Consider the following 21,467-nt stretch of genomic DNA (forward strand, 5'->3'; position numbering starts at 1 on the left):
AGTACGTGGAGGGCGACGCGCTGTCGCGAACGCTCAGCCGCGTCGGACGGCTCACGCCCGCCCGCACCATGGCGCTGGTCGCGCAGGCGGCTCTTGTGTCGCGCTGCGGACACGCCCGGTCATGTCCAGGCGGCGACATCAGCTGGCACCACCTGTGGATAACCGGCCAGATCTTGTGGATAAGGCAGTGCATGCCGCCATGCACCTGTGGATAACGAGCGAGGTGGGGTTCGGCAACGGTGACAGCGTGTCAATTCATGACCCGATCGTCACTGCGTCGCCCGCCACTCCCCCGCCCGACCCTGCTCCCCGGCCTCCCGCGCCTGTGGCGCGACCGGCACACCCTGCAACTCGGCCTCGACCCGGCCCGCGCCGTCCTCCTGGAGGTCGCGAATCCGGCCCTGGTCCGCCTGCTCGATCTGCTCGACGGAGGCCACACCGAACGGGCCATTCTCGACCACGCCGTCACCATGAACCTGCGGCGGGAGGACGCGCGGGCGCTCCTGGACACCCTGCATGAGGCGCGGCTCGTCATCGGCGCGCACACCCTGCTCCCGAGCGATCTGCCCGAACCGACCCGGCGCCGCCTCGCGGCCGAGGCCGCCGCGATCGCCCTGCGCGCGGGCGACGCACCCGCCACGCCCGCCCAGATCATGCGTCGCCGGGCCGCGGCGCGGGTCGTTGTCACCGGGCACGGCCGGCTCGCCGCACCGGTCGCCGTCACGCTCGCCCAATCGGGAGTGGGACATGTCAGCCCCGACCTGTCCGGTCGGGTGGATCCGGCCGACACGGTGGGCGCCGGGCTGAGCGCGAGCGATGTGCACCGCCCCCGCAAGGCCGCGGTCGCGGAGGCGATCGTCCGCACCGCCCCGGGCACCGAAACCCGGCCGGTACGACGGGGCCACGCAACCCTCACCGTCCAGGTCGGCGCCGACCGCCCCGCCCCGCTGCTCGCCGCCGCCTACGCCCAGCAGCGTCAGGCGCACCTGCTCGTCGCGGTGCGCGACGGCACCCCGATGGTCGGCCCCCTCGTCCCCGCCACCGGCTCACCATGCCTGAACTGCCTCGATCTGCATCGCCAGGACCGAGACCCCGGCTGGCCGGCCGTGGCGGCGCAACTCGCCGGTGACAACGCGGCCGAACCGTGCAGCGCACCAACGCTGATCGCCGCCGCCGGATACGCCGCCGCCGAAGTCCTCACCTACCTCGACGGCGGCACGCCGGAGACGATCGGCGCGGCCGTGGAGATCCGCGCGCCGGGGCGTGTCCGCCGCCGGAGCTGGCCGCCGCACCCCGAATGCGACTGCCGCCGCCGCAGTCGGCAGCGCGGGAGCCGGCCACACGTGGCGGGAGCCACGGGCTGACGGGGGCCGCCACGCCCGATAGTCGGTAACAATGATCGGGTGACCGACATCCCGCGCCGGGCCGTGTCCCGGACCGCCAAGCTCGCCGCACTCCCGCTCGGCTTCGCCGGTCGGACCGTCCTCGGGCTGGGAAAACGGGTCACCGGCCTCGCCTCCGAGGTGATCTCGGCAGAGATCCAGGAGCGGACCGCCGAGCAGCTGTTCAGCGTGCTGGGGCAGCTCAAGGGCGGCGCGATGAAGGCCGGTCAGGCGCTCTCGGTCTTCGAGGCCGCGATGCCCGAGGAACTCGCCGCGCCCTATCGCCATGCCCTGACCAAGCTGCAGGAGGCCGCCCCGCCGCTCCCCGCGGCGAGCGTGCACAAGGTGCTGGCCGCGCAGCTCGGCGAGGACTGGCGGACGAAGTTCGTCGAGTTCGAGGAGACGCCGGCGGCGGCGGCCAGCATCGGGCAGGTGCACCGGGCGGTCTGGAAGACCCGGGCGAAGGCCGGTCGCCAGGTCGCCGTGAAGGTGCAGTATCCGGGGGCCGGTGAAGCCCTGCTCGCCGACTTCCGGCAGCTCTCCCGGCTGAGCGGGATGTTCAAGGCGCTGCAACCGGGGTTGGATATCAAGCCGCTCCTGACCGAGCTGCGCGACCGGCTGGAGGAGGAGCTCGACTACGAGCTGGAGGCGCAGTCGCAGCGTGAATTCGCGGCGGCGTACGCCGGCGACACGGAGATCTTCGTGCCGAAGGTGGTCGCGGCGGCGCCCCGCGTGCTGGTCACCGACTGGGTCGAGGGGCAGCCGCTGTCCCGGATCATCGAGCAGGGGACCGAGAGCGAGCGTGACGAGTCCGGACGGCTGATGGCGGTGCTGCATTTCTCCGCACCGCAGCGTGCGGGACTGCTGCACGCCGATCCGCACCCCGGGAACTTCCGGCTGCTCCCCGACGGTCGCCTCGGCGTGATCGACTTCGGGGCGGTCGCCCGGCTTCCCGGCGGTCACCCCGAGCCCATCGGGCGGCTGGTCCGACTCGCGCTCTCCGGCGACGCCGAGGCGGTCGTCGACGGTCTTCGGGGGGAGGGGTTCGTCAAGCCTGACGAGGCGATCGACGCGCAGGCCGTCCTCGACTTCGTGCTGCCGATGTTGGAGCCGCTGGCGGTCGACGAGTTCCGCTTCACGCGGAAGTGGCTGCGCAGCGAGGCGGGGCGGCTGGCGAGTCCCAAGTCGCCGGCCTACCAGTTGAGCCGCCACCTCAACCTGCCCCCGGCCTACCTACTGATCCACCGGGTCACGCTCGGCTCGGCCGGGGTGCTCTGCCAGTTGGAGGCGAAGGCCTCCTACCGGGCGATCGTGGAGCGGTGGCTGCCGGGCTTCGTCCCCGCCGCCTGATCCGGAGGGTCGCAAACACGTCCGGGGCAGCCGTCGTGATCGACGGGCTGCCCCGGAGCGAGGTGAGAGTGGTCAGCGGTTAGGGAGTGCCCAGCTCGCGGGCGGCCCGACGGTGGGCCTGGATCGCGACGTCGCGGGCGGATCGGGTTGCCTCAGTGCTCGTGGTGCTACGACCGGCCTGAGGCGGTCGCATTCGGGCCCGGGACAACACTTCGTGAATGAGATACATCTTCATGGCTCCGTTCGGGGTGGGTCCTGCGGGGTTCGCCTCGGTGATCAGCACCGGCAGTGCACCGGCGGGTACGAAGTTCGGGTTCATGTCAGGCCGCCAGTCGGACCGCGCTGCGGGACTCGGCGAGTCCGTTGGCCGCCATCCGCGCCTCGACCTCAACCTGCAGGGCGGCGTCCCGGGCGACGTCCTCCTTGCGCGGACGGCCCCGCGGCCGCTTGCGCGGGACAACCGCGCCACGCTCGAAGATCTCGCCGCCCCAGACGCCCCACGGCTCGGCCCGCTCGACCGCGCCGGCAAGGCACTCGACGCGCAGCGGGCAGTCCCCGCAGAGCGCCTTGGCCAGCTCCAGCTCGGTCGGCGAGTCGGAGAACCACAGGTCGGGGTCGAACTTCCGACAGGGCAGGTTCGCCTCCAGCTCGACGCTCAGGTCGAGGGGGGCCAGCGCCAGACTCATCGCCCGGTCACCTCTCTCTCGCTTCGATCTCGTAGATCGCTTCGACTTACTCGTTTTCCGCGGTAGGAAAAAAATTAAGGCCGCGGATCCCGGTAACGGGTTCCGCGGCCTCGAGGTGAGCCGGTTGGTCTTGTCAGACCGGCCTTCCTCGAGGTGGAACACCGCGGGCACCATCCGTCAGCCGCTTCGTGGCGGTGGTCGGGATGGCCTCGCTGCCCAGGAACGCACTGGTGAGCCCAGTGGTCCCGGTGGACCCATTGATCTCGTGACGCCGCTCGACGCGCGGCAGGACCCGGACCAGCTCGGCCTGGACCTGGACCTGGTGCGTCTGCGAAAGCTGGGCGACAGCCACAGCCGGACGGACATAGCCGGCCGACATCGGAGCGCAGACAGCAGGCAGCGTCGACGGTCGAGTCATCGTGTAACTCTCCACAATCAACACCTCCTGTCTGAACTCGTCACGGACACTCACCACCCCGCCCAGCAGCAATAACGCACTGGCTCGCGAGGTGTGAACTGAGGCTAAGCCCCATCCGGGGGCGGGGGCAAACGGTTTTACGGTTCTGTCGCGGAAGTTTTTTCCGGTGTCACGTCATCCACTTCGGCGCCACCCACCAGAGCGATGACCGCCTCGCCGTAGAGGCCCAGCTTGCGCGGCCCGATGCCGCCGATCGCGAGCAACTCCTCGGGCCGGGTCGGCTTGCGCTCAGCCAGAGCGACGAGGGTGGCATCGGTGAACACCACGTACGCAGGCACTTTCTGCACCCCGGCGGCCCGCGCCCGCCACTCCCGCAGGCGCTCCAACAGCTCATCGTCCAGATCGGACGGACAGGTCGGGCATCGCCCCAACTTGCGGTCCGCCCCGGCGAGCAACGTCGCGCCGCACACCCGGCACGACACCACCTGACGCCGACGGTCGGGTTTCTGACCGGCACCGGCCGTCGCCCGTTCGGTACCGCCCGAACGGTCGAGTTGGGGCAGGAAACGGCTGGGGCGGCGGGCGCGGCCACCGGGCGAACGCGCCGAGCCGTACGACAGCCACAGCCACTCGCGTGCCCGGGTCACCCCGACGTAGAGCAGCCGCCGTTCCTCCTCCAACTGCTCCGCCGTCTTGGCGTACGTCGTCGGCAGCGTGCCGTCGGAGAGCCCGACGAGGAAGACGGCGTCCCACTCCAGCCCCTTCGCGGAGTGCAGCGACGCCAGGGTCACCCCGTCGACCGTCGGCACGTGCTGCTGGGCCGCCCGCCGCTGCAGCTCCGCACAGAAGTCAGCCAACGACACCGGCCGTTCCGACACCGCCGCCTCACCGAGCGGGAGCATCGTGGGGTTCGCGGCGGACTCCTCGGCGAGCTGGACCAGGGCGGCCAACGCCTCCCAGCGTTCCCGCGCGGCCCCGCCGGGTGGCGGCTGGTCGGGAGCCCAACCGACCGCCGACAGCGCCTCGACGACGGCCGGCACCAGCGGCGTCTCCCCCGGTGTGGAGCGGACGGCGGACCGGAGCGCCACCACCGCCTGACGCACCTCGGCGCGCTCGAAGAACCGTTCGGCGCCCTGGACCACGTAGGGCACCTCGGCTTCGCCGAGGGCCTTCTCGTACGCCTCGGACTGGGCGTTGATCCGGAAGAGCACGGCGATCTCGCGGGCCGGCGTGCCGGCGGCGATCAGTTGCCGGCAGCGCGCGGCGACCGCCGCGGCCTCGGCCGGCTCGTCGGTGAAGATGCGCAGTTCAGGCTCGGGCCCCGGCGGTCGCTGCCCCACCAGCTCCAGCCGCAGCCGCGCCTCGGCGCCGCGGGCCTGCTTGATCACCGCGTTGGCGAGGCCGACGATCTGCGGCGTCGAGCGGTAGTCGCGGACCAGCCGGACCACCACCGCGTCCCGCCGCTGCCGCGGAAAGTCGATCAGGTACGACGAGGTGGCGCCGGTGAACGAGTAGATCGTCTGGCTGGCGTCACCGACGACGGTCAGGTCGTCGCGCCCAGCGAGCCAGGCATCGAGAAGCCGCTGCTGCAGCGGGTTGACGTCCTGGTACTCGTCGACGACGAAGTGCCGGTACTGCGCGCGGACCTGCTCGCCGACGTCGCCATGCTCCTCGATGCCCCACACCGCGGCCCGGAGCATGTCCTCGAAGTCGATGACCCCGCTGGCGCGCTTGAGCTTCTCGTACGCAGCGAAGACCTCGGCCACCTTGGCGGGCTCGTGTGGCGTCTCGCGCAGCGCCTTGGCCGCCGCCACCGCATACTCCGCCGGCTCCACGAGCGACGACTTGGCCCACTCGATCTCACCGGCCAGGTCGCGTGCGGCCGCCCGGTCCGTGCGTATGCCGATCTTGGCAGCGGCCAGGGTGACCACCCGCACCTTGCTGTCGAGCAACTCGGGCATCTCCCGCCCGTGCAGCAGGCGGGGCGCGAAGTAGCGGACCTGGCGCAGCGCGGCGGCGTGGAAGGTGCGCGCCTGCACCCCACCGACACCGAGCGCGGTCAGCCGGGCGCGCATCTCCGCCGCGGCGCGGGCGGTGAAGGTGACCGCGAGGACATGGCGGGCCGCCACCTCGCCGGTGAGCGCCCGGTAGGCGATCCGGTGCGTCACCGCCCGTGTCTTGCCCGTGCCCGCACCGGCCAGGATGCAGACCGGGCCGGCCGGCGCCGTCACCGCCGTACGCTGCTCCGGGTCCAGCCCGGCCAGCACCCGCTCCGCGCTTGAGTCAACCGCCACAGGTAGGAATCATGGCAGCTCAACCAACGTTGCACCGCTTAGTGGTGGCGCGATCGCGGACACACCCCTCGTCTTCGGGAGGACCTGACCATGTTGACCATGTACTCGACGCCCTGGTGCGGCTACTGCCACCGGCTCAGGTCGCAGCTCGACCGGGAAGGAATCGGCTACGAGGTGGTCGACATCGAGCAGGACCCGGCGGCCGCCGAGTTCGTGATGGGCGTCAACGGCGGCAACCAGACGGTCCCGACCCTGCGCTTCGCCGACGGCACCGCGCTGACCAACCCGTCGATCGTCCAGGTCAAGCAGCACCTGGCGGCGCTGGCCGGCAGCTAGCCCTGGCGGAGAGCTAGGCGGCGACCGGCTCCGGTACGGCCGAAGGGGCCGGTGGCGAGAGCCGCCGGCCCTGCCACAGATAGCCCGCCACGCCGACCATGGCGACGCCCAGCAGCAGGAAAAGCAGTCGGTAGTCGACGAGGCCGACCATGACCGCCCCGCCCCCGATGGCGGCCGCCTGCGGCCCGCTGACCAGCGCCTCGGACGCGGCCGAGACCCGACCCAGCAGGTGGGGCGGCGTCCGTCGCTGGATCAGCGTGTTCAGCCCCACAACGGCGACAGGCAGACCGAGCCCGGTGGACACGATCGCGGGAACGGCCAGCCACAGCGTCGGATGGACCAGAGCGAGGCTGCCGAGCGCGAAGAGCCCGGCGCCGGTGGCGACCGCGCCGACCTCGCCGAGCCGGCGCACGACCGCCGACGAGCCCAGCCCGCCGACGAGACCACCGATGCCCTGCGCCGACAGGAGCACGCCGAGGAAGGCCGGCCCACGGCCGAGCCCTTGATCGACATACGCGAAGTAGAGCGTCTCGCCGAAGCCGAGCACGATCAGGATCAGGACCGCCCCGGTGACCACCCGGCGCAGCGCCGGTTCGCCCGCGATGTGCCGTACGCCGGCGCCGACCTCGGCGAGCCATCGCGGTTCCGTCGGGATGGGCGCCGCGTCCCGTACCCGGATGGCGGCTCCCGCGGCCGCGGCGGTGAGGAAGCCGACCGCACCGACCGCCGCGAGCGTCCAGCCCCCGAATGCCGTGTAGAGCCCGGCGCCGAGCAGCGGCCCGATCAGCCGCAACCCCTGTTTCACGGTCTGCAGCGCCCCGTTCGCGTCGACCAGCAGCTCCGCGGGGACGATCTCCTTGAGCAGGCCGTTGAGGGTGGCGCTGAGCGCGATGTAGGAGAGGCCGTACAGCGCGGCGACGACGAAGATGATCCAGATGTCCGTGCGCTCACGAACCGCGAAGAGCGGGGTGAGGATCACCGCGGTCGCGATGTTGACCGCGACGAAGAACGGGCGGCGGCGGAGCCGGTCGACGAACCAGCCGACGAGCGGCGCGAGCACCATCGGCGCGATGATCGCGAAGAACGTCGCGCCGGCCAGGCCGTCGGAGCCGGTCAGGTCCTTGACCCAGACGCCGAGCGCGAGCAGCAGGATGGACTCGGCGATCATGCTCGCGACCATCCCGGCGAAGAGCAGCCGGAAGTCGGGGCGACGCAGCACGGCACGCATGGGGATCCCCTTCCGGGAGGTCAGTGGGGGTCGGGTGCGGCCGGTCCGTGCCCGACGGCGGGAACGCCCCAGGCCATCAGCCGTACGGGTCGGGCGCCGGGAGGTCGACTGTCGGGGTCGGTGAGCCGCGGCAGGTAGCGGGCGAAGAGTTCCCGGATCTCGGTCTGCAGCGCGGTCACCTCTTCCGGCGTGCACCAGCCCATGGACTGGTTGAAGAATCCCGCGTCCCGCCATGCCGGCTCCTCCTGGCGGCGCACCGCGAGCCACTCGCGCAGGGCCCGGTATTCGAGGTCCAGGAGGACGTCGGCGGCGGCGTCGCCCGCCCGCGCGAGTTCCGGCTCCTCCTCGCCGGCGCCCCACTGGTGACCTTCGAGCACGATCCGCCAGGGTCGAGCGCGTCCGGTGCCGCCGCCGGCCTCCTCGACGAACCCGTAACGGGCCAGTTGCCGGAGGTGCCAGGAGCAGTTGGCGGGGCTCTCCCCGACGCGCTCGGCCACCTCGGTCGCGGTGAGCGGCCCGCCGAGGGCGACCGCCTCGAGGATGCGCAGGCGCAACGGATGCGCGAACGCGCGGAGGGCCTGTGGATCGCGGATGTCGCGCAGCGGCAGATCGGGCATACGTCGAAGGATACCTTTCGAAAGAGTCCCTTTGAAAGTACTCTTGTGAAAGTTCATGTCGCCGATGACAGGCATCGAAGATGGATAAGTTCCATACTGGTTCGACCGTCAGCGATTACCGTCCGTTGAATACGTTGGACGCGACGTGATCGGGGGATAGCTTGTCGTCTGCGCCCAGTCCGATCGTGCGACGCCGCCGCCTCGGCGCCGAGCTTCGGCGTCTGCGGGAGACCGCGGGGCTGACCGGCGACCAGGTCATCGAAAGGGTGGGCTGGGCGTCCGCGTCCAAGCTCTCCCGGCTGGAGAACGGCCGGAGCCGGCCGGGCCTCGGCGACGTGCTCGATCTGCTCGAGCTCTACGCCGTCGACGGCGCGGAACGCGACGATCTCATGGCCATCGCCCGGGAGGCGGGCGACACCCGCGCCTGGCTCCGCTCCTACCCCGCGATGACCCAGCGCCAACGGGCGTACGCCGAACTGGAGGCGGGGTGCGCGGACATCAGCGAATACGCGCCGGTGATAGTCCCCGGACTGCTGCAGACGCCGGAGTACGCCCGCGTGCGGATCGTCTCGGCGCAGCCCCTGACCGAGGCGCGCCCACCCGACCACCACGAGATCGACCACCCCGAGACCGAGGTCGCCGCGCGGCTGGCGCGGCAGTCGCTGCTCAGCCGTGGCGATGATCCTCCGCGATACGTCGCCGTTCTGGAGGAGTCCGCGCTGACCGGCCGCAGCGGTCCACCGGAGGTGCTCCGGGCCCAGTTGCAACATCTGCGCCGGGTGGCCGCCCTGCCCAACGTGACCCTGCGGGTGCTGCCGCCGTGCGCCGTCGTCGCCGAGTGGTATCTGCCCGAGACGGCGTTCTCGATCTACCGGTTCGCCGAGCCGGAGGATCCGAGTGCGGTGGCGATCGAGGCGCTCAGCGCCGACATGGTGCTCACCGATGAGGCCGTACTCGCCCGCTACACCCAGGTGTTCGACTGGCTGTGCGCGGCCGCCCGGTCACCCGACGAGTCGCTGGAGTGGATCACCGAGGCGGCATGGCGGAAGGACTCGGACTCCATTCTGGAGGCGCCGCCCCGCGACCGGTCACCGATGCCGCCCCGTCAGCAACGGCGGCATCCCCGGACAGACGGCCCCGAAGGACACAAGTGACTCATGTCACGGCCCAGTCATCCGAATAGTTAGATACTTCCAACTGATCGTTGCGTTTAGCTTGCTGCTCTTCCGGGTTCTCCGTGAGCACGGCTGCGTCGTGTGGAATTTCCATACTTGGATCTTCTTTCGCAACCGCTCCGCGACCATCCGTCATGGACTTCCCCCGGAGAATCTCATGCGGTTTTTGATCGTGCGCACCGACATCCGCACTGTCGCGAACGACGAGTTGGTCGCGGCATGGGCTGACGGAGAGCCCATCCGCGACGAGCAGATCGCCCCGGAACCACGGCGGCAGACCGTCTGCGCGGAGGACCGGGACGCGGCCATGGTGCTCGCCCGGGCCCTCTCCGCGGTCGGCGCCGTACGCGCCGGCCAGCAACGGGTGAAGGTCGTCCGCCTCCGCGAACCCGAGGGCCCGTTCCGCCCCGACCGTCGCGCCAGCGGCAACCGTCCGTCCAGCCTCGACCGGGCCCTGAGCCTGGACCGGAGCGTCAACGCAGGGCCGGCGGCGCGCCCTGACCGGGCCGGCAACTCCGAACCTCAGCCGCGTCCCGAGACACCGCCCCGCATCCCGCGCCAGTATCGCCGGGGATCAACCCCCTGGTCGACCTAGACGACCGTTACTGGCTGGTGCGGCTCCCCCGCCGTGCGCTCCGCCACCGGCCAGGACGGCCAGATCTTGGCCCGTGGACCACCGCGGCAACGGTGATCACGGGCCAAGGTTGTGTGGACCGGGCTCGGCTGCGGCGAGCCACTGCGTGATCAGAAAGAACGCGATCGACACCGGCGGCGGCAGCCCGACACGCTCCCCGTCGCCCGCGTCCACCTCACCCCCGGCCAACACCGCCGATATCTCGGAGCGGCTGAACCAGCGCGCCTCGGCGATCTCCGCGGGGTCGACCCGTACGGGCTCACGCGGATCCGCGTAGGCGTGGAAGCCCAACATCAGCGAGCCGGGGAACGGCCACGACTGGCTGCCGACGTAGTCGATGCGCCCCACCGCGACCCCCACCTCCTCCTGGACCTCGCGCACCACCGCCGCCTCGGCCGACTCCCCCGGCTCGACATACCCCGCCAGGCAGGAGAATCGGCGGGTCACCCCGTCGCTCCCCCACGCCGCGTTGTGCCCCAACAGGCAACGCCCCTCGGGACCCGCGACGCCGTCGTGCACCAACACGATCATGGCCGGGTCCGTACGCGGCCACATCCGGTTACCGTCGCTGTCGGTCCGCGACCAGCCCGCCTCACCCACCGTGGTCGGCAGGCCCGTCGCCGGGGCGTACAGGTGGCCGGCGTGCCAGTTCGCCAGCGCCGCCGCGGTCGTGAAGAGCCCCGCGTCACGACTGCCGAGCTGGTGCCCCACCTCGCGCAGCGTGACGGTCGTGGTGTCGGGGATCTTCGGCAGCGGCGCGTCGACCGCGAAGACCGGGGTGCCGTCCGGCTCGACGCCGAGGAAGAGCCGGGCGGTCTGGTCGACGTCGGGTACGGCATCGGCGGCGACCAGGACCAACGCCACGCCCTCCGCCGACGTGCGGGCCAGCGCCCGCCCGCCGGAGGCCATGTCCAGCACGAGCACCCGCCCCTGCGCCCACGCATCGGCGAGCCACTGCTCGTCCGAGCGACGGTGCGCCGCCCGGTCCAGCGTGGACCGGGCCAGCGGCGGCTCAACGGCGCCGGGCGCCGTCACGGCTGCGCGTCCTCACGCGCGACCGGGGCCAGCGCCGCGAGCGGCGCCTCGATCCGTCCCGCGTCGCCGAGCACCACGGTGACGGCGCGGGACGGTGCCAGATAGGTTGCGGCCGCCGCGGCCACCTCGTCCCGGGTCACCGCCGCAAGCCGCGCGGAGTACTCGGCCAGAAACTCCAACCGCAGTCCGAACCCGGCGTACGTGCTGGCCAGCCCGGCCAGCCCGGCCTGTGTGGACATGCCGAGCTGCAGCGTGCCGAGCGCGTACTGGCGGGCCTGCTCCAGCTCGTCCTCCTTCGGCGGCAGCGAGGCGAGCCGCCCCAACTCGTAGACGGTCTCGAGCATGGCCGGACCGGTCACCTCGGTCGCCACCTCGGCCGCGACGACCAGCGCCGACCCGGCGATCGCGTGCTCGACCAGCGAGTGCGGCCCATAGGTGTAGCCCTTGTCCTCCCGGATGTTCTCCACCCAGCGGGACGAGAAGTAACCGCCGAACACCAGATTGGCCAACTGCAGCGCGGCGTGGTCGGGATGCGTGCGCCCGACGGCGGGGAGCGCCATCCGCAGCGAGGACTGGACCGAGTCGGGCCGGTCCACGACGAGCAGCGGCGCCGGCGTGAGCGCCGGTGCCGGCGGCAGCTTCACCTGCTTGCCCCCGCCGGTCCAGCGCCCGAGCGCCCGCTCCGCCGCGTCGAGCGCCTTGCCCGGCTGAAGGTCGCCGACCAGCACCAGGATCGCCTCGTCCGGGCGCACCCGCTCGGCGTGCAGCGCCCGCAACTGCGCCGGGCGCACCGCCCGCACCTGCTCCACATCGGGCGTCTGCGTCGCGTACGGGTGCTTGCCGTACATCCGTTTGAGCAGCGCGCTCCGGGCGAGATGCGAGGGCTGGCTCTGCGCGACCTGGATTCCGTCGGCCAGCCGCTCACGCTCCGTGGCGACCTCGTCCCCCGGGTAGGCGGCGCCGCCGAGCACCTCGGCGAGCAGCTCCAGGATCCGGTCGAGCCCGGTGACCAGGCCGTTTCCCGAGACGAGCAGGCGGTCCGGGCCGAGCCCGGCGGAGAGGCCGCCACCGACCGACTGCAGTGCGGCCGCGATCTCGACCATGGACATGGTGTCGGTGCCGGAGAAGAGCGTCTGGGAGAGCATCGCCCCCCTCGCCAGGTGGGCACGGCCGAAGGGAATCCAGAGCCGGAGCTCGACCAGGGGGACGGCCGGCCGCCGGATCGCGATGACGGTCAGTCCGTTGGGGAGCTTGCGCTCCATCTCCTTGGGCAGCTTCAGCTTCTTGTTCGGTCCGAGCGCCGGAAGGGTGTGCAGTGTCATTTCGCGCCTCCGGCGATGACCTCGACCGATGCCCTGCGCTGCGGCCGCAACGTGGCCGCGGCCACCCGGACCTGTTCCTCGGTCACCTCAGCGACCAGGCGGGGAAGCTCGTTGAGCAGACCGGGCTCCCCGCGCTGCTGCTCCAGGACCGCCATCTCCAGCGCCCGACCGAGCACCGCGTCGGTGTCCCGGAGCAGGTGGGTGGCCATCCGCGCCTGGGTGCGGGCCAACTCGCCCGGAGTGAGCCCGTCGGCGGCCAACCGGTCCAATTCCTCATCGACCGTGCGCAGCACCTTGTCGACGTCACCCCCGGGCGGCAGATGGGCCTGCAGGAGCAGGGCGGTCGGATCGCGCACCTCGAACGGCTCACCCATGAAGCCGAGGTAGCCCCCGATGCTGGTGACCGTCCGGTCCCGCAGCACCAGGCGCTCGACCAGGCGGGAGGCGTCTCCGTCGGTCAGCACCTCGGCCAGCACGACGTAGGGCAGGTAGGCGGCGAAGTCGTTGATCGGGTCGGGCACCCGCCACGCGGCGGCGACCGCGGGCAGCGGGGCGAGCCGGTCGGTGTAGGACTCCCGGCGCTCCGCCGTCAGGTCCGGCTCGGCGAAGTCCGGCAGGGTGGGCGCCGGTCTCGCCGGCACGTCACCGAAGTGCCGCTCGATCAGCTCCGTCGCGGCGGAGACGTCAAGGTCGCCGGCGACCGCGAGGACCGCGTTGCCGCAGGCGTAGTAGCGCTGGAAGAACTCGGCGGCGTCGGCCACGGTCGCGCTCTCGAGATCGACGAAAGAGCCGTAGCCGTCGTGCGCGTTGGGGAACGTGTCGAACATGACCGGGGGAAGCTTCAGCCACGGGAACCCGCCGTACGGCCGGTTGAGCACGTTGACCCGGATCTCCTCCTTGACCACGTCGACCTGGTTGCGCAGGTTCTCCTCGGTCAGGCGCGGACCGCGCATCCGGTCCGCCTCGAGGAAGAGCGCCCGCTCCAGCGCGTTGCTCGGCAGCGTCTCGAAGTAGTCGGTGTAGTCGAGGTGCGTGGAGCCGTTGAAGCTCCCCCCGGCCCCCTGGACATGCCGAAAATGAGCCAGCTTCTCCAGGTTTTCCGAGCCCTGGAACATCAGGTGCTCGAAGAGATGGGCGAAGCCGGTGCGCCCCTCCGGCTCCGACCTGATCCCGACGTCGTAGACCACCGCGACCCCGATCACGGGCGCGCTGCGGTCGGGTGCCAGCACCACCCGCAGGCCGTTGTCGAGCGTGAACCGCTCCACCGGATATTTGGTCGCGGGGATCTTCACTGTGCGGGCCACACGGCGACACTAGCGCGTCGCCCACCGCTCCCGCCGCGACGTCGGTGATCGTGACCAGGACGAGTATGCCGAGGAAGGCAGAGGTACGGCGCGCACCGTCCACCGCCGCGACCCACCGTCCGCGCCCGCGATCGAGGAGCTTCGCGTTGATCAACTGCCTGTTCATCGGCGCGGGGACGATCCGTGGCAACACGTCCGTGATGGCGGCGGGAGCGGCCCCGGCAACGGCGCGTCAACTCCCATCAAAGCGATAGGAGATTAGGAGTTAACCGCCCCGGCCTGCCGCGCGGCGATACGGACGGAATGGCGGTCTCCGCGACCGGGACGACTGATCGTTTCCCACGATGTGGGTGACATCTTGACCCACGCCGCCACCCACTCCAGCATTCCTATGAATCAAGTAGGAAAACTGTGGATTGGATGGCGCGATGACATATCCGCACCGCCGGCTCACCACCGCGGCAACCCTGGCGATCGTGGCAGTCGCGGCCGTCGCCGCGACCGTCGCCTGCGGCGACGGCACCACCGAAACCTCCGCCGGCCCCGTACCGCTCCGGCTCGGCTACTTCCCCAACATCACGCATGCGCCGGCCGTGGTCGGAGTGGAGAAGGGCATCTTCGCCGAGAAGCTCGGCGGCGACGTCAAGCTGGAGACGAAGACGTTCAACGCCGGCCCGGCCGCGATCGAGGCGATCTTCTCCGGAGCGCTCGACGCCACCTACATCGGACCGAACCCGACCGTCAACGCCCACTCGAAGTCCAACGGCGAAGCCGTACGGGTCGTCTCCGGCGCCGCCTCCGGTGGAGTCGCGCTGGTCGTGAAGCCCGCCATCACCTCGGTGGAGCAGCTGCGCGGAAAGAAGATCGCCACGCCGCAGCTCGGCAACACCCAGGACGTTGCCGTCCGGCACTGGCTCAAGGAGAAGGGGCTGGCCACCACGAAGGAGGGAGGCGGCGACGTCTCCATCGTGCCCCAGGAGAACGCACAGACGGTCGAGACGTTCACCAGCGGCGCGATCGACGGGGCCTGGGTCCCCGAACCCTTCGTCTCCCGCCTGGTCAACGCGGGCGGCAAGGTCCTGGTCGATGAACGCGACCTCTGGCCGGACAAGAAGTTCGTCATCACCAACCTGATCGTGAGCACGAAGTTCCTCAAGGCACACCCCGACGTCGTCAAGCGGCTCGTCGATGGCCAGGTGGCGGCCAACGAGTTCGTCAACACCCAGCCGGACGAGGCGCAGCAGGCGATCGCCGACCACATCGAAAAGATCACCGGGAAGGCGCTGGACCTAACGCTCATCAAGCAGGCCTGGCCGACGCTGCAGTTCCTCAACGACCCGATCGCATCCTCGCTCAAGACCGGGCTGGACCACGCGGTCGCGGTCGGGTTGACGCAGCCGGTGGACCTGAAGGGTCTGTACGACCTGCGTTTCCTCAATGAGGTGCTCAGGGCGCAGGGCAAGACCGGGGTGCCGCTGACATGACGTCGCTGACGCTGCCGCAGAGCACGACCGCCGCGGTCGCGCTCTCCGGCGTGACCAAGGTGTACGGGCGCGGCGACACGGCCGTCCTCGCCCTAGACGGGGTCTCGCTCGACGTCGCGCCCGGTGAGTTCGTCTGCCTGGTGGGCGCCTCGGGCTGCGGCAAGAGCACTCTGCTCAACCTGATCGCCGGGCTCGACGGGATCAGCGGCGGGGAGGTGGCGGTCGCGAACGGCGCGACCCCCGGCCTGATGTTCCAGGAGCCGGCGCTGTTTCCCTGGCTCACCGTCGCCGCCAACGTGGAGGTTCCGCTCAAGCTGCGCGGCCTACCCCGGGCCGAGCGCCGGGCGCGGGTCGCGGAACTGCTCGACGTGGTTCAACTCGGCGACTTCGCCAAGCGTCGCCCGCACGAACTCTCCGGCGGCATGCGGCAGCGGGTCGCCCTGGCCCGCACGCTCGCGCTGGACGCCCCCGTCCTGCTCATGGACGAACCCTTCGGCGCGCTCGACGCGATGACCCGCGACCTGCTGCACGACGAGTTGGAACGGATCTGGTCGCAGCGGCGGCTCACCGTTCTCTTCGTCACCCACAACGTGCGGGAGGCGGCGCGCCTCGCCGATCGGATCGTGCTGCTCTCCAGCCGCCCGGGCCGGATCATCTACGAGACGCGGGTCGACGTGCCCCGCCCCCGCCGGATCGACTCGTCCGAGATCGCGGCCCTCGCCGCCGAGGTCACCGACCGACTCCGTTCGGAGGTGGGCCGTCATGGTCAGTGACATCCTCAGCGCCAGACCCGGGAGCGGAACGCTCTCCGGGCTCGACGCCCTGGAGATCGCGGCCCGGGAGAAGGGGGCGACCCGGGCCGGCCGGATCTGGGGTGCGACCTGGCCGAAGATCGTCGCGCTCGCGCTCGCCCTGGCGATCTGGCAGTTCGTCTTCTGGGCAGGCTGGAAGGATCCGTGGGCGCTACCCGGCCCCGTCACCGTCTTCCGGGACCTGGGCGCCTACCTCTTCACCTCGGCGCTGTGGGATGGTCTGGCGACCACGGCCCGACGGGCGGCCATCGGGTTCACCGCCGCCGTGGCGGTCGGGCTGCTGCTCGGACTGGCCGTGGCGCGGATCCGCGTCCTCCGCGCCGCGCTCGGCTCGATGATCACCGCGCTGCAGACGATGCCGTCCATCGCATGGTTCCCCCTGGCGATCCTGCTGTTCCAGCTGAGCGAGCAGGCGATCTTCTTCGTGGTGGTGCTCGGCGCCGCGCCGTCCATCGCCAACGGGGTGATCCACGGCGTCGACTACCTGCCGCCGCTACTGCTGCGCGCGGGGCGGAACCTCGGCGCCCGCGGGCTGTCGCTCTACCGGTACGTCATCGCGCCCGCCGCGCTCCCGGCAATCGTGGCCGGGCTGAAGCAGGGCTGGGCCTTCGCCTGGCGCAGCCTGATGGCCGGCGAGTTGCTGGTCGTCATCGCCACGAAGACGTCGGTCGGCGCGCAACTGCAGTACGCCCGCGAGTTCTCCGACGCGCCGCGCCTGATCGCGATCATGATCGTGATCCTGGTCGTCGGGTTGGTGGTGGACGCCGCCTTCGCCGCTGCGGACAGAGCCATCCGACGCCGGTGGGGCGTGCTGGACCAGACGAAGGCGTAGCGCCATGTACGTCTCGGCGCGAAGCGACTACGCCGTACGGGCGATGCTGGCCATCGCGGCCGACCGGAGCGAACAACTGGTCAAGGCGGCCACGCTCGCCGCGGCGCAGGAGATCCCGCTCAGCTTCCTGCACGGCATCCTGCTCGATCTCCGGCGGGCGGGGCTGCTGCACAGCCATCGCGGCATGGAGGGCGGATACGAGCTGGCCCGCCCCGCCACCGAGATCACCGTAGGCGATGTGCTGCGGGCGGTCAGCGGTTCGTTGACCACCGTCCGCGGGCTGCCCTCCGACATCGCGGCGTATCACGGGGTGGCGGTCGGGCTGCGCGACGTGTGGCTCGCCGTGCGCTGCGCGATCGAGGAGGTGGTCGACCGGACCACTCTCGCCGACCTGCTCGCGCCGCAGCGGCGCGCCGTCGGCTGAACCCGCATGGTCAGATCGGGCGGACCGAGGCCAGCGCGTCGTCGACGACCCAGTCGAGCTGGCGGTGGGTGCCGGGGATCGAGACGTAGAGGATGGCCGCCGTCGACCGTCCCACGTCGATGCAGGCGACCGCCGCCAACTCGTCCGTCGCGCGCAGCCCCGGCCGCGTGAAGTGCAGCCGGAACACGGTGACCCAGGCGGGCCGCCCACCGAGCGCGGTGCGCTCGTCGCGGAGCAGTTCCATCCTGCTCGGCTGCGGGTAGTACTCCGCCCGCACGTCGGCCGCGACCTGCCGTCCCACGCATTCCAGGTTGAACGTCAACGCATCGTTCTCCGCCGCCGGCACCGCGGCGGAGAGGATCGACGCGTGGTAGTCGCTGAAGCCGTCGTACGCGTGCTCGGTGACGAAGTGCTGCCCCGTCTTGTACGGCACGTTGAGCGTCCCGGCGCTCCAGACGGTGTGCCACGGTAGCCACGGCGCGCCGTACGCCTTGTAGGAGATCCCCGCGTCGGGGTCGATCGTGCGCGCCCCGGCCGGCTCCGGCACGTCCGGCTCAGGCTCACCGGTGGCCGGCGGCTCCTCGGTGGGCGCCGCGGTCGACGCCGGGCAGAGCCGCGCCAGTGGCGGTCGTACGTCGCTCGGCGCGGCCGGCGTGCCACCGAACGGATCGGTGCCGGAGAGCATCAGCGCGAGCACGACCACGAGGCCGATCACCAGCACGGTGCCGGCCGCCCCGGCGAACCACCAGAGCCGGCGCTGATCCGGCGCCGCAGTCCGTGCGGGTACTGCCGTCGAAGGTGGAACGGCGGGCGGGACGTCGATCCGGGTGACCGCACCCGCGCGCCAGCTCGGTCCGGCGCCCGGCCCGGCGGCCCCCGGGGCGCCCGGATTCTGTCCCGACGTCGGTCGGGACCATGCGGAGGGCATCACCGGTTCGGCCATCGTCCCTAGTGAAACACCACCGGCCGGCCGGTCTCCGCCGACCCTGGCACACGCGCTCAGCCGGCGCCGTCCCGCGGAACCGCCGGCACGGTGACGTCGACCACGGCCGAACCGCCGGCGCCGTCGGGCACGGCGTACCACGGGGTGAAGGCGGCGAGCAGCGCGAGGAGCACGCCGGCGATCGCCATCGCCAGCACGACAAGAATTTCGCGTCGGCCGGTCGTGCCGGCAACCGTGCCCATGACCAACCTCCCCCGCGCGAACGTCCTGCTCCGACGGTCTTCCAGGACAGGATCGGACAGGGATCGGCGATGCGCAGTCGGTCATCGGACGCAATGCGGTCGCTCACTCGCCAGCCAGCTGCGGTGGAGCGCGGAATGTCCGAGAGCGCGGAAGGGGCGGCCGGAAGGGGGTCGGGGTCAGGCGCGCCGCGACCGCATCGCCTTCAGCACCGTGACCTGATCCCCCTGGCCCGTCACGATGCGTCGGTATTCATCGGACTCCATCCGGCAGAGCGCAACGCGCCCTTCGCCGTCGAAGCGCAGCCCCCAGCCGTACTTCTTGGGCAGCGGTGACGCGCGCAGACACGCCTGCGGTTTGGCCAAGAACGCCGCGCGCAGGGCGGCGAGCGCCTCCCCCGACCCGTCCCGCGGGCCGTCCTGACGTGCGAGCCAGGATTCGAAGAGGACGTCCTCCTGCGTGTACCGGTACGGATCGCCGACGAGCAGCTCGTACTGGATCACCGCGACGGTCGGCTTGGCGCCCCGCGGCTGCGGCACCGTGCTCGTCGTGACCGGACAATCGTCCGCGACGGCGATCAGGGTCTCGTAGTAATGCAGATCCACCGATACCTCCGCGGGTTCCAGGCTCACCGTCAGGCTACCGGCAGGCGCTCCGCGGCGGGTCCGACGACCAGTGGCGGTCGCCCGGCGACCGGCAGGCGGGTACGGCGCAGTGCGCCCACCGTCAGCGCCGTCGCGAGCAGCACGGCCAGGACGGCGATGAACCAGCCGTACGCGAAGCTGGCCCGTTCGGCGAGCCGGACCGCGCCGAGCGAACCACCGAGCCCACCGAGTTGCAGCGCCAGCGAACTCACCGACACGAGCGTGGCCCGCCGCTCCTCGGTGACCGGTCGTGCAGCACCTCGTCGCCGAGCGGGCCGGGCACCCCGGCGCAGAAGTAGATCACCAGGTAGCCGACCACCGCCAGGACAAGACCGCCGACCCCGAGCGCGGCCACGGCGAGCAGCACCAGACCCGCGGCGACATTTTTGCAAAAAAATCTTGCGATCAGGAGGGCAAAAAGCCCCCTCCTCGATGGCTCTCGAGGAGGGGGCCCAATCAATGCCTTACTCGGCCCGCGGGCCGACCGGGCGGCGCCGCGGCCGGCGCGAACGGCCGGTGCCGGTCCCGGTGCCGGTGGTGCGGTGCGCGGGCCGGGCCGCGGGAGCGGCAGCCGGCGACGCGATCGTGACCGGCACGCCGGACGGCGTTCGCGCCCCGGTCACCCGGGCCAGCTCGGAGTCGCCCGAGCGCACCCGCGCCGACTCCGGCCGGATCCCGGCCGTGGCCATCAGCCGGTCCATGTCCCGGCGCTGCTCCGGCAGGACGAGCGTCACGACCACGCCCGACTCACCCGCGCGGGCCGTACGGCCACCACGGTGCAGGTAGTCCTTCGCCTCCGCCGGCGGGTCGACGTTGACCACCATGTCGAGGCCGTCGATGTGAATGCCCCGGGCCGCCACGTCCGTGGCGACCAGCGCGGTCACCTGCCCGTTGCGGAACTGCTCCAGGATCCGGGTGCGCTGCGGCTGCGACTTGCCGCCGTGCAGCGCCGCGGCGCGGACACCCTTGGAGAGCAGTTGCCGGGCCAGCCGGTCGGCCCGGTGCTTGGTACCGATGAACATGATCGTCCGACCGTCGCGCGCCGCGATCTCCGCGGTGGCGGCCGGTTTGTCCGCCGCGTCCACGTGCAGCAGGTGGTGCGTCATCGCGGTGACCGTCGCCGTGCCGGGGTCCACGGAGTGCGACACCGGGTCGGTGAGGAAGCGGCGGACCAGTCGGTCCACGCCGCGGTCGAGGGTGGCCGAGAAGAGCATCCGCTGCCCCTTCGGCGCCACCTGCTCCAGCAGCACGGTCACCTGCGGCAGGAAGCCCATGTCGGCCATCTGGTCCGCCTCGTCCAGGACCGTGATCGCCACCTGGTCGAGCCGGCAGTCGCCGCGGTTGATCAGGTCGTTGAGCCGGCCCGGGGTCGCCACCACGACCTCGGCGCCCGCGCGCAGCGCGTCCGCCTGACGTCCCAGCGACAGCCCGCCGACAACGGTGGCGATGCGCAGGTTGACCGCCCGGGCGTACGGCGTGAGCGCCGTCGTCACCTGCTGCGCCAACTCACGGGTGGGCACCAGGACGAGCGCCAGCGGACGGCCCGGACGGCCGCGCTGGCCGGCGGTGCGGGACAGCAGCGGGAGCCCGAAGGCGAGGGTCTTGCCCGAGCCGGTGCGGCCCCGGCCGAGCACGTCGCGGCCCGCCAGCGAGTCCGGCAGCGTGGCGGTCTGGATCGGGAACGGCTCGGTGATGCCGTTGGCGACGAGCGCGGTCTGCAGCGCCGGCGCCAACGCGAAGTCATTGAAAGTGCTGGTGGGCATGGGGGTACGTGTCACGGTGAGCCTTCCTCGGGGCGGCACGTGTCGAGGAAGGCGCCCGGCGGCAGGGCCGCTGGCGGTCGCAAGCACGAACCGAAAAATAAGGGGTACACGGGCCGGCCCGCGCCAACGAGGGCGCGGGCCGGCGGCGTGGTCGATCAGAGCGCGCGGATGTTCTCCGCCTGCGGGCCCTTCTGGCCCTGCGTGATCTCGAACTCGACGCGCTGGTTCTCGTCCAGGCTGCGGTAGCCGGAGGTCTGGATCGCGGAGAAGTGGGCGAAGACGTCAGCGCCGCCGCCGTCCGGGGTGATGAAGCCGAAGCCCTTGTCAGCGTTGAACCACTTGACGGTGCCAATTGCCATTTGTGTTCGTCTCCTCGACGGAACGATCGAACCCGAGATTGTCTGCGGGTCGATGAGAGAGTCCGCGCCGTGTGCGCGGATCTGACGTCGCCGTCATGATCACCCGGACCGGAGCCTTCTCCGGATACAACAAAGAGCGCCTGGGGTCACAATCCCTCAGGCGCACATGAACTCTGTCACTGGGA

General features: G+C 71.4%; 22 protein-coding genes and 1 pseudogene. 9 read left to right on the top strand and 14 right to left on the bottom strand.

What is annotated here, in order from left to right; translation table 11 throughout:
- The first annotated feature begins 257 nt into the window (after positions 1 to 257).
- Together AB0J06_RS00990 and AB0J06_RS00995 are read left to right on the top strand one after the other, a co-directional pair.
- Positions 258 to 1,364, top strand: coding sequence for a hypothetical protein (locus tag AB0J06_RS00990; protein ID WP_357423172.1), 1,107 nt, complete (start codon positions 258 to 260; stop codon positions 1,362 to 1,364).
- Positions 1,365 to 1,403: 39 nt separating this feature from the next.
- Positions 1,404 to 2,732 (top strand): AarF/ABC1/UbiB kinase family protein, encoded by a 1,329-nt coding sequence (locus AB0J06_RS00995; protein ID WP_357423174.1) that lies wholly within the window; start codon positions 1,404 to 1,406, stop codon positions 2,730 to 2,732.
- A gap of 320 nt (positions 2,733 to 3,052) precedes the next feature.
- On the opposite strand, the gene AB0J06_RS01000 is transcribed toward AB0J06_RS00995, so the two are convergent.
- Positions 3,053 to 3,418, bottom strand: a complete 366-nt coding sequence (locus AB0J06_RS01000) for a WhiB family transcriptional regulator (RefSeq protein WP_357423176.1) — start codon at positions 3,416 to 3,418, stop codon at positions 3,053 to 3,055.
- A 555-nt stretch (positions 3,419 to 3,973) separates the two neighbouring features.
- Complete coding sequence (locus tag AB0J06_RS01005) at positions 3,974 to 6,130, bottom strand: ATP-dependent DNA helicase UvrD2 (protein ID WP_357423178.1); 2,157 nt, start codon at positions 6,128 to 6,130, stop codon at positions 3,974 to 3,976.
- Positions 6,131 to 6,220: 90 nt separating this feature from the next.
- On the opposite strand from AB0J06_RS01005, the gene AB0J06_RS01010 reads away from it, so the two are divergent.
- Positions 6,221 to 6,466: a mycoredoxin gene (locus AB0J06_RS01010; RefSeq protein ID WP_357423180.1), complete on the top strand. Its 246-nt coding sequence runs from the start codon at positions 6,221 to 6,223 to the stop codon at positions 6,464 to 6,466.
- 13 nt (positions 6,467 to 6,479) lie between these two features.
- Here the strand turns inward: AB0J06_RS01010 and AB0J06_RS01015 are convergent, their stop codons facing one another.
- Entirely contained in the window at positions 6,480 to 7,694 is a 1,215-nt protein-coding gene (locus AB0J06_RS01015; protein WP_357423182.1) for an MFS transporter, read from the bottom strand.
- Between the two features lie 20 nt (positions 7,695 to 7,714).
- A complete protein-coding gene (locus AB0J06_RS01020; RefSeq protein ID WP_357423184.1) occupies positions 7,715 to 8,311 on the bottom strand; it encodes a helix-turn-helix domain-containing protein in 597 nt (198 codons plus the stop codon).
- A 185-nt stretch (positions 8,312 to 8,496) separates the two neighbouring features.
- Between AB0J06_RS01020 and AB0J06_RS01025 the strand changes: the two genes are divergently transcribed.
- Together AB0J06_RS01025 and AB0J06_RS01030 are read left to right on the top strand one after the other, a co-directional pair.
- A complete protein-coding gene (locus AB0J06_RS01025) occupies positions 8,497 to 9,465 on the top strand; it encodes a helix-turn-helix transcriptional regulator (RefSeq protein ID WP_357423186.1) in 969 nt (322 codons plus the stop codon).
- Between the two features lie 178 nt (positions 9,466 to 9,643).
- Positions 9,644 to 9,877 (top strand): annotated as a pseudogene (locus AB0J06_RS01030) (hypothetical protein); the annotation flags it as partial.
- Between the two features lie 300 nt (positions 9,878 to 10,177).
- Here AB0J06_RS01030 and nudC read toward each other — a convergent pair.
- The 3 genes from nudC to AB0J06_RS01045 are packed head-to-tail and all read right to left on the bottom strand — an operon-like array spanning position 10,178 to position 13,781.
- A complete protein-coding gene (gene nudC / locus AB0J06_RS01035) occupies positions 10,178 to 11,155 on the bottom strand; it encodes an NAD(+) diphosphatase (protein ID WP_357423188.1) in 978 nt (325 codons plus the stop codon).
- Positions 11,152 to 12,477 (bottom strand): pitrilysin family protein, encoded by a 1,326-nt coding sequence (locus AB0J06_RS01040; protein WP_357423190.1) that lies wholly within the window; start codon positions 12,475 to 12,477, stop codon positions 11,152 to 11,154. The genes nudC and AB0J06_RS01040 overlap by 4 nt, the downstream gene beginning before the upstream one ends.
- On the bottom strand, positions 12,474 to 13,781 hold the full coding sequence (locus tag AB0J06_RS01045; protein ID WP_357423192.1) for a pitrilysin family protein: 1,308 nt from the start codon (positions 13,779 to 13,781) through the stop codon (positions 12,474 to 12,476). Before AB0J06_RS01045 ends, AB0J06_RS01040 begins: the two co-directional genes overlap by 4 nt.
- 428 nt (positions 13,782 to 14,209) lie before the next feature.
- Here AB0J06_RS01045 and AB0J06_RS01050 point away from each other — a divergent pair, with 428 nt between their 5' ends.
- From AB0J06_RS01050 to AB0J06_RS01065, 4 genes are read left to right on the top strand one after another with little or no spacing between them, the layout of a single operon-like run.
- Positions 14,210 to 15,265, top strand: a complete 1,056-nt coding sequence (locus tag AB0J06_RS01050) for an ABC transporter substrate-binding protein (RefSeq protein ID WP_357423194.1) — start codon at positions 14,210 to 14,212, stop codon at positions 15,263 to 15,265.
- On the top strand, positions 15,262 to 16,038 hold the full coding sequence (locus tag AB0J06_RS01055) for an ABC transporter ATP-binding protein (protein WP_357423196.1): 777 nt from the start codon (positions 15,262 to 15,264) through the stop codon (positions 16,036 to 16,038). Before AB0J06_RS01050 ends, AB0J06_RS01055 begins: the two co-directional genes overlap by 4 nt.
- On the top strand, positions 16,028 to 16,909 hold the full coding sequence (locus AB0J06_RS01060; protein ID WP_357423198.1) for an ABC transporter permease: 882 nt from the start codon (positions 16,028 to 16,030) through the stop codon (positions 16,907 to 16,909). Before AB0J06_RS01055 ends, AB0J06_RS01060 begins: the two co-directional genes overlap by 11 nt.
- Before the next feature lie 4 nt (positions 16,910 to 16,913).
- The gene (locus AB0J06_RS01065) at positions 16,914 to 17,333 is read left to right on the top strand and encodes an Rrf2 family transcriptional regulator (RefSeq protein ID WP_357423200.1); all 420 of its coding nucleotides are present in this window, start codon (positions 16,914 to 16,916) and stop codon (positions 17,331 to 17,333) included.
- A gap of 10 nt (positions 17,334 to 17,343) precedes the next feature.
- Here AB0J06_RS01065 and AB0J06_RS01070 read toward each other — a convergent pair whose 3' ends face one another.
- From AB0J06_RS01070 to AB0J06_RS01100, 7 genes are all read right to left on the bottom strand, one after another.
- A complete protein-coding gene (locus tag AB0J06_RS01070; protein ID WP_357423202.1) occupies positions 17,344 to 18,276 on the bottom strand; it encodes a hypothetical protein in 933 nt (310 codons plus the stop codon).
- 56 nt (positions 18,277 to 18,332) lie between these two features.
- Positions 18,333 to 18,518 carry a hypothetical protein gene (locus AB0J06_RS01075; RefSeq protein ID WP_357423204.1) on the bottom strand — a complete coding sequence of 62 codons (186 nt, stop codon included), beginning with the start codon at positions 18,516 to 18,518 and terminating at the stop codon, positions 18,333 to 18,335.
- A 177-nt stretch (positions 18,519 to 18,695) separates the two neighbouring features.
- On the bottom strand, positions 18,696 to 19,148 hold the full coding sequence (locus AB0J06_RS01080; protein WP_357423206.1) for a DUF6157 family protein: 453 nt from the start codon (positions 19,146 to 19,148) through the stop codon (positions 18,696 to 18,698).
- Positions 19,149 to 19,150: 2 nt separating this feature from the next.
- On the bottom strand, positions 19,151 to 19,372 hold the full coding sequence (locus AB0J06_RS01085; protein ID WP_357423208.1) for a hypothetical protein: 222 nt from the start codon (positions 19,370 to 19,372) through the stop codon (positions 19,151 to 19,153).
- Positions 19,369 to 19,527, bottom strand: coding sequence for a hypothetical protein (locus tag AB0J06_RS01090; protein WP_357423210.1), 159 nt, complete (start codon positions 19,525 to 19,527; stop codon positions 19,369 to 19,371). Before AB0J06_RS01090 ends, AB0J06_RS01085 begins: the two co-directional genes overlap by 4 nt.
- A gap of 97 nt (positions 19,528 to 19,624) precedes the next feature.
- The gene (locus tag AB0J06_RS01095; RefSeq protein WP_357423470.1) at positions 19,625 to 20,923 is read right to left on the bottom strand and encodes a DEAD/DEAH box helicase; all 1,299 of its coding nucleotides are present in this window, start codon (positions 20,921 to 20,923) and stop codon (positions 19,625 to 19,627) included.
- Between the two features lie 155 nt (positions 20,924 to 21,078).
- Entirely contained in the window at positions 21,079 to 21,282 is a 204-nt protein-coding gene (locus AB0J06_RS01100; RefSeq protein ID WP_357423212.1) for a cold-shock protein, read from the bottom strand.
- Between the last annotated feature and the right edge of the window lie 185 nt (positions 21,283 to 21,467).

Origin of the sequence: Micromonospora sp. NPDC049679, from assembly GCF_040659735.1 — a bacterium.
In the GTDB taxonomy this organism is placed as follows: domain Bacteria; phylum Actinomycetota; class Actinomycetes; order Mycobacteriales; family Micromonosporaceae; genus Micromonospora_I.

Bases quoted from the DNA above. Each gene is read 5' to 3' on its own strand.
- AB0J06_RS00990 (WP_357423172.1), top strand. From the start codon at position 258: ATGACCCGATCGTCACTGCGTCGCCCGCCACTCCCCCGCCCGACCCTG.
- AB0J06_RS01000 (WP_357423176.1), bottom strand. From the start codon at position 3,418: ATGAGTCTGGCGCTGGCCCCCCTCGACCTGAGCGTCGAGCTGGAGGCG.
- AB0J06_RS01010 (WP_357423180.1), top strand. From the start codon at position 6,221: ATGTTGACCATGTACTCGACGCCCTGGTGCGGCTACTGCCACCGGCTC.
- AB0J06_RS01015 (WP_357423182.1), bottom strand. From the start codon at position 7,694: ATGCGTGCCGTGCTGCGTCGCCCCGACTTCCGGCTGCTCTTCGCCGGG.
- AB0J06_RS01020 (WP_357423184.1), bottom strand. From the start codon at position 8,311: ATGCCCGATCTGCCGCTGCGCGACATCCGCGATCCACAGGCCCTCCGC.
- AB0J06_RS01040 (WP_357423190.1), bottom strand. From the start codon at position 12,477: ATGACACTGCACACCCTTCCGGCGCTCGGACCGAACAAGAAGCTGAAG.
- AB0J06_RS01050 (WP_357423194.1), top strand. From the start codon at position 14,210: ATGACATATCCGCACCGCCGGCTCACCACCGCGGCAACCCTGGCGATC.
- AB0J06_RS01055 (WP_357423196.1), top strand. From the start codon at position 15,262: ATGACGTCGCTGACGCTGCCGCAGAGCACGACCGCCGCGGTCGCGCTC.
- AB0J06_RS01060 (WP_357423198.1), top strand. From the start codon at position 16,028: ATGGTCAGTGACATCCTCAGCGCCAGACCCGGGAGCGGAACGCTCTCC.
- AB0J06_RS01065 (WP_357423200.1), top strand. From the start codon at position 16,914: ATGTACGTCTCGGCGCGAAGCGACTACGCCGTACGGGCGATGCTGGCC.
- AB0J06_RS01070 (WP_357423202.1), bottom strand. From the start codon at position 18,276: ATGGCCGAACCGGTGATGCCCTCCGCATGGTCCCGACCGACGTCGGGA.
- AB0J06_RS01075 (WP_357423204.1), bottom strand. From the start codon at position 18,518: ATGGGCACGGTTGCCGGCACGACCGGCCGACGCGAAATTCTTGTCGTG.
- AB0J06_RS01095 (WP_357423470.1), bottom strand. From the start codon at position 20,923: ATGCCCACCAGCACTTTCAATGACTTCGCGTTGGCGCCGGCGCTGCAG.
- AB0J06_RS01100 (WP_357423212.1), bottom strand. From the start codon at position 21,282: ATGGCAATTGGCACCGTCAAGTGGTTCAACGCTGACAAGGGCTTCGGC.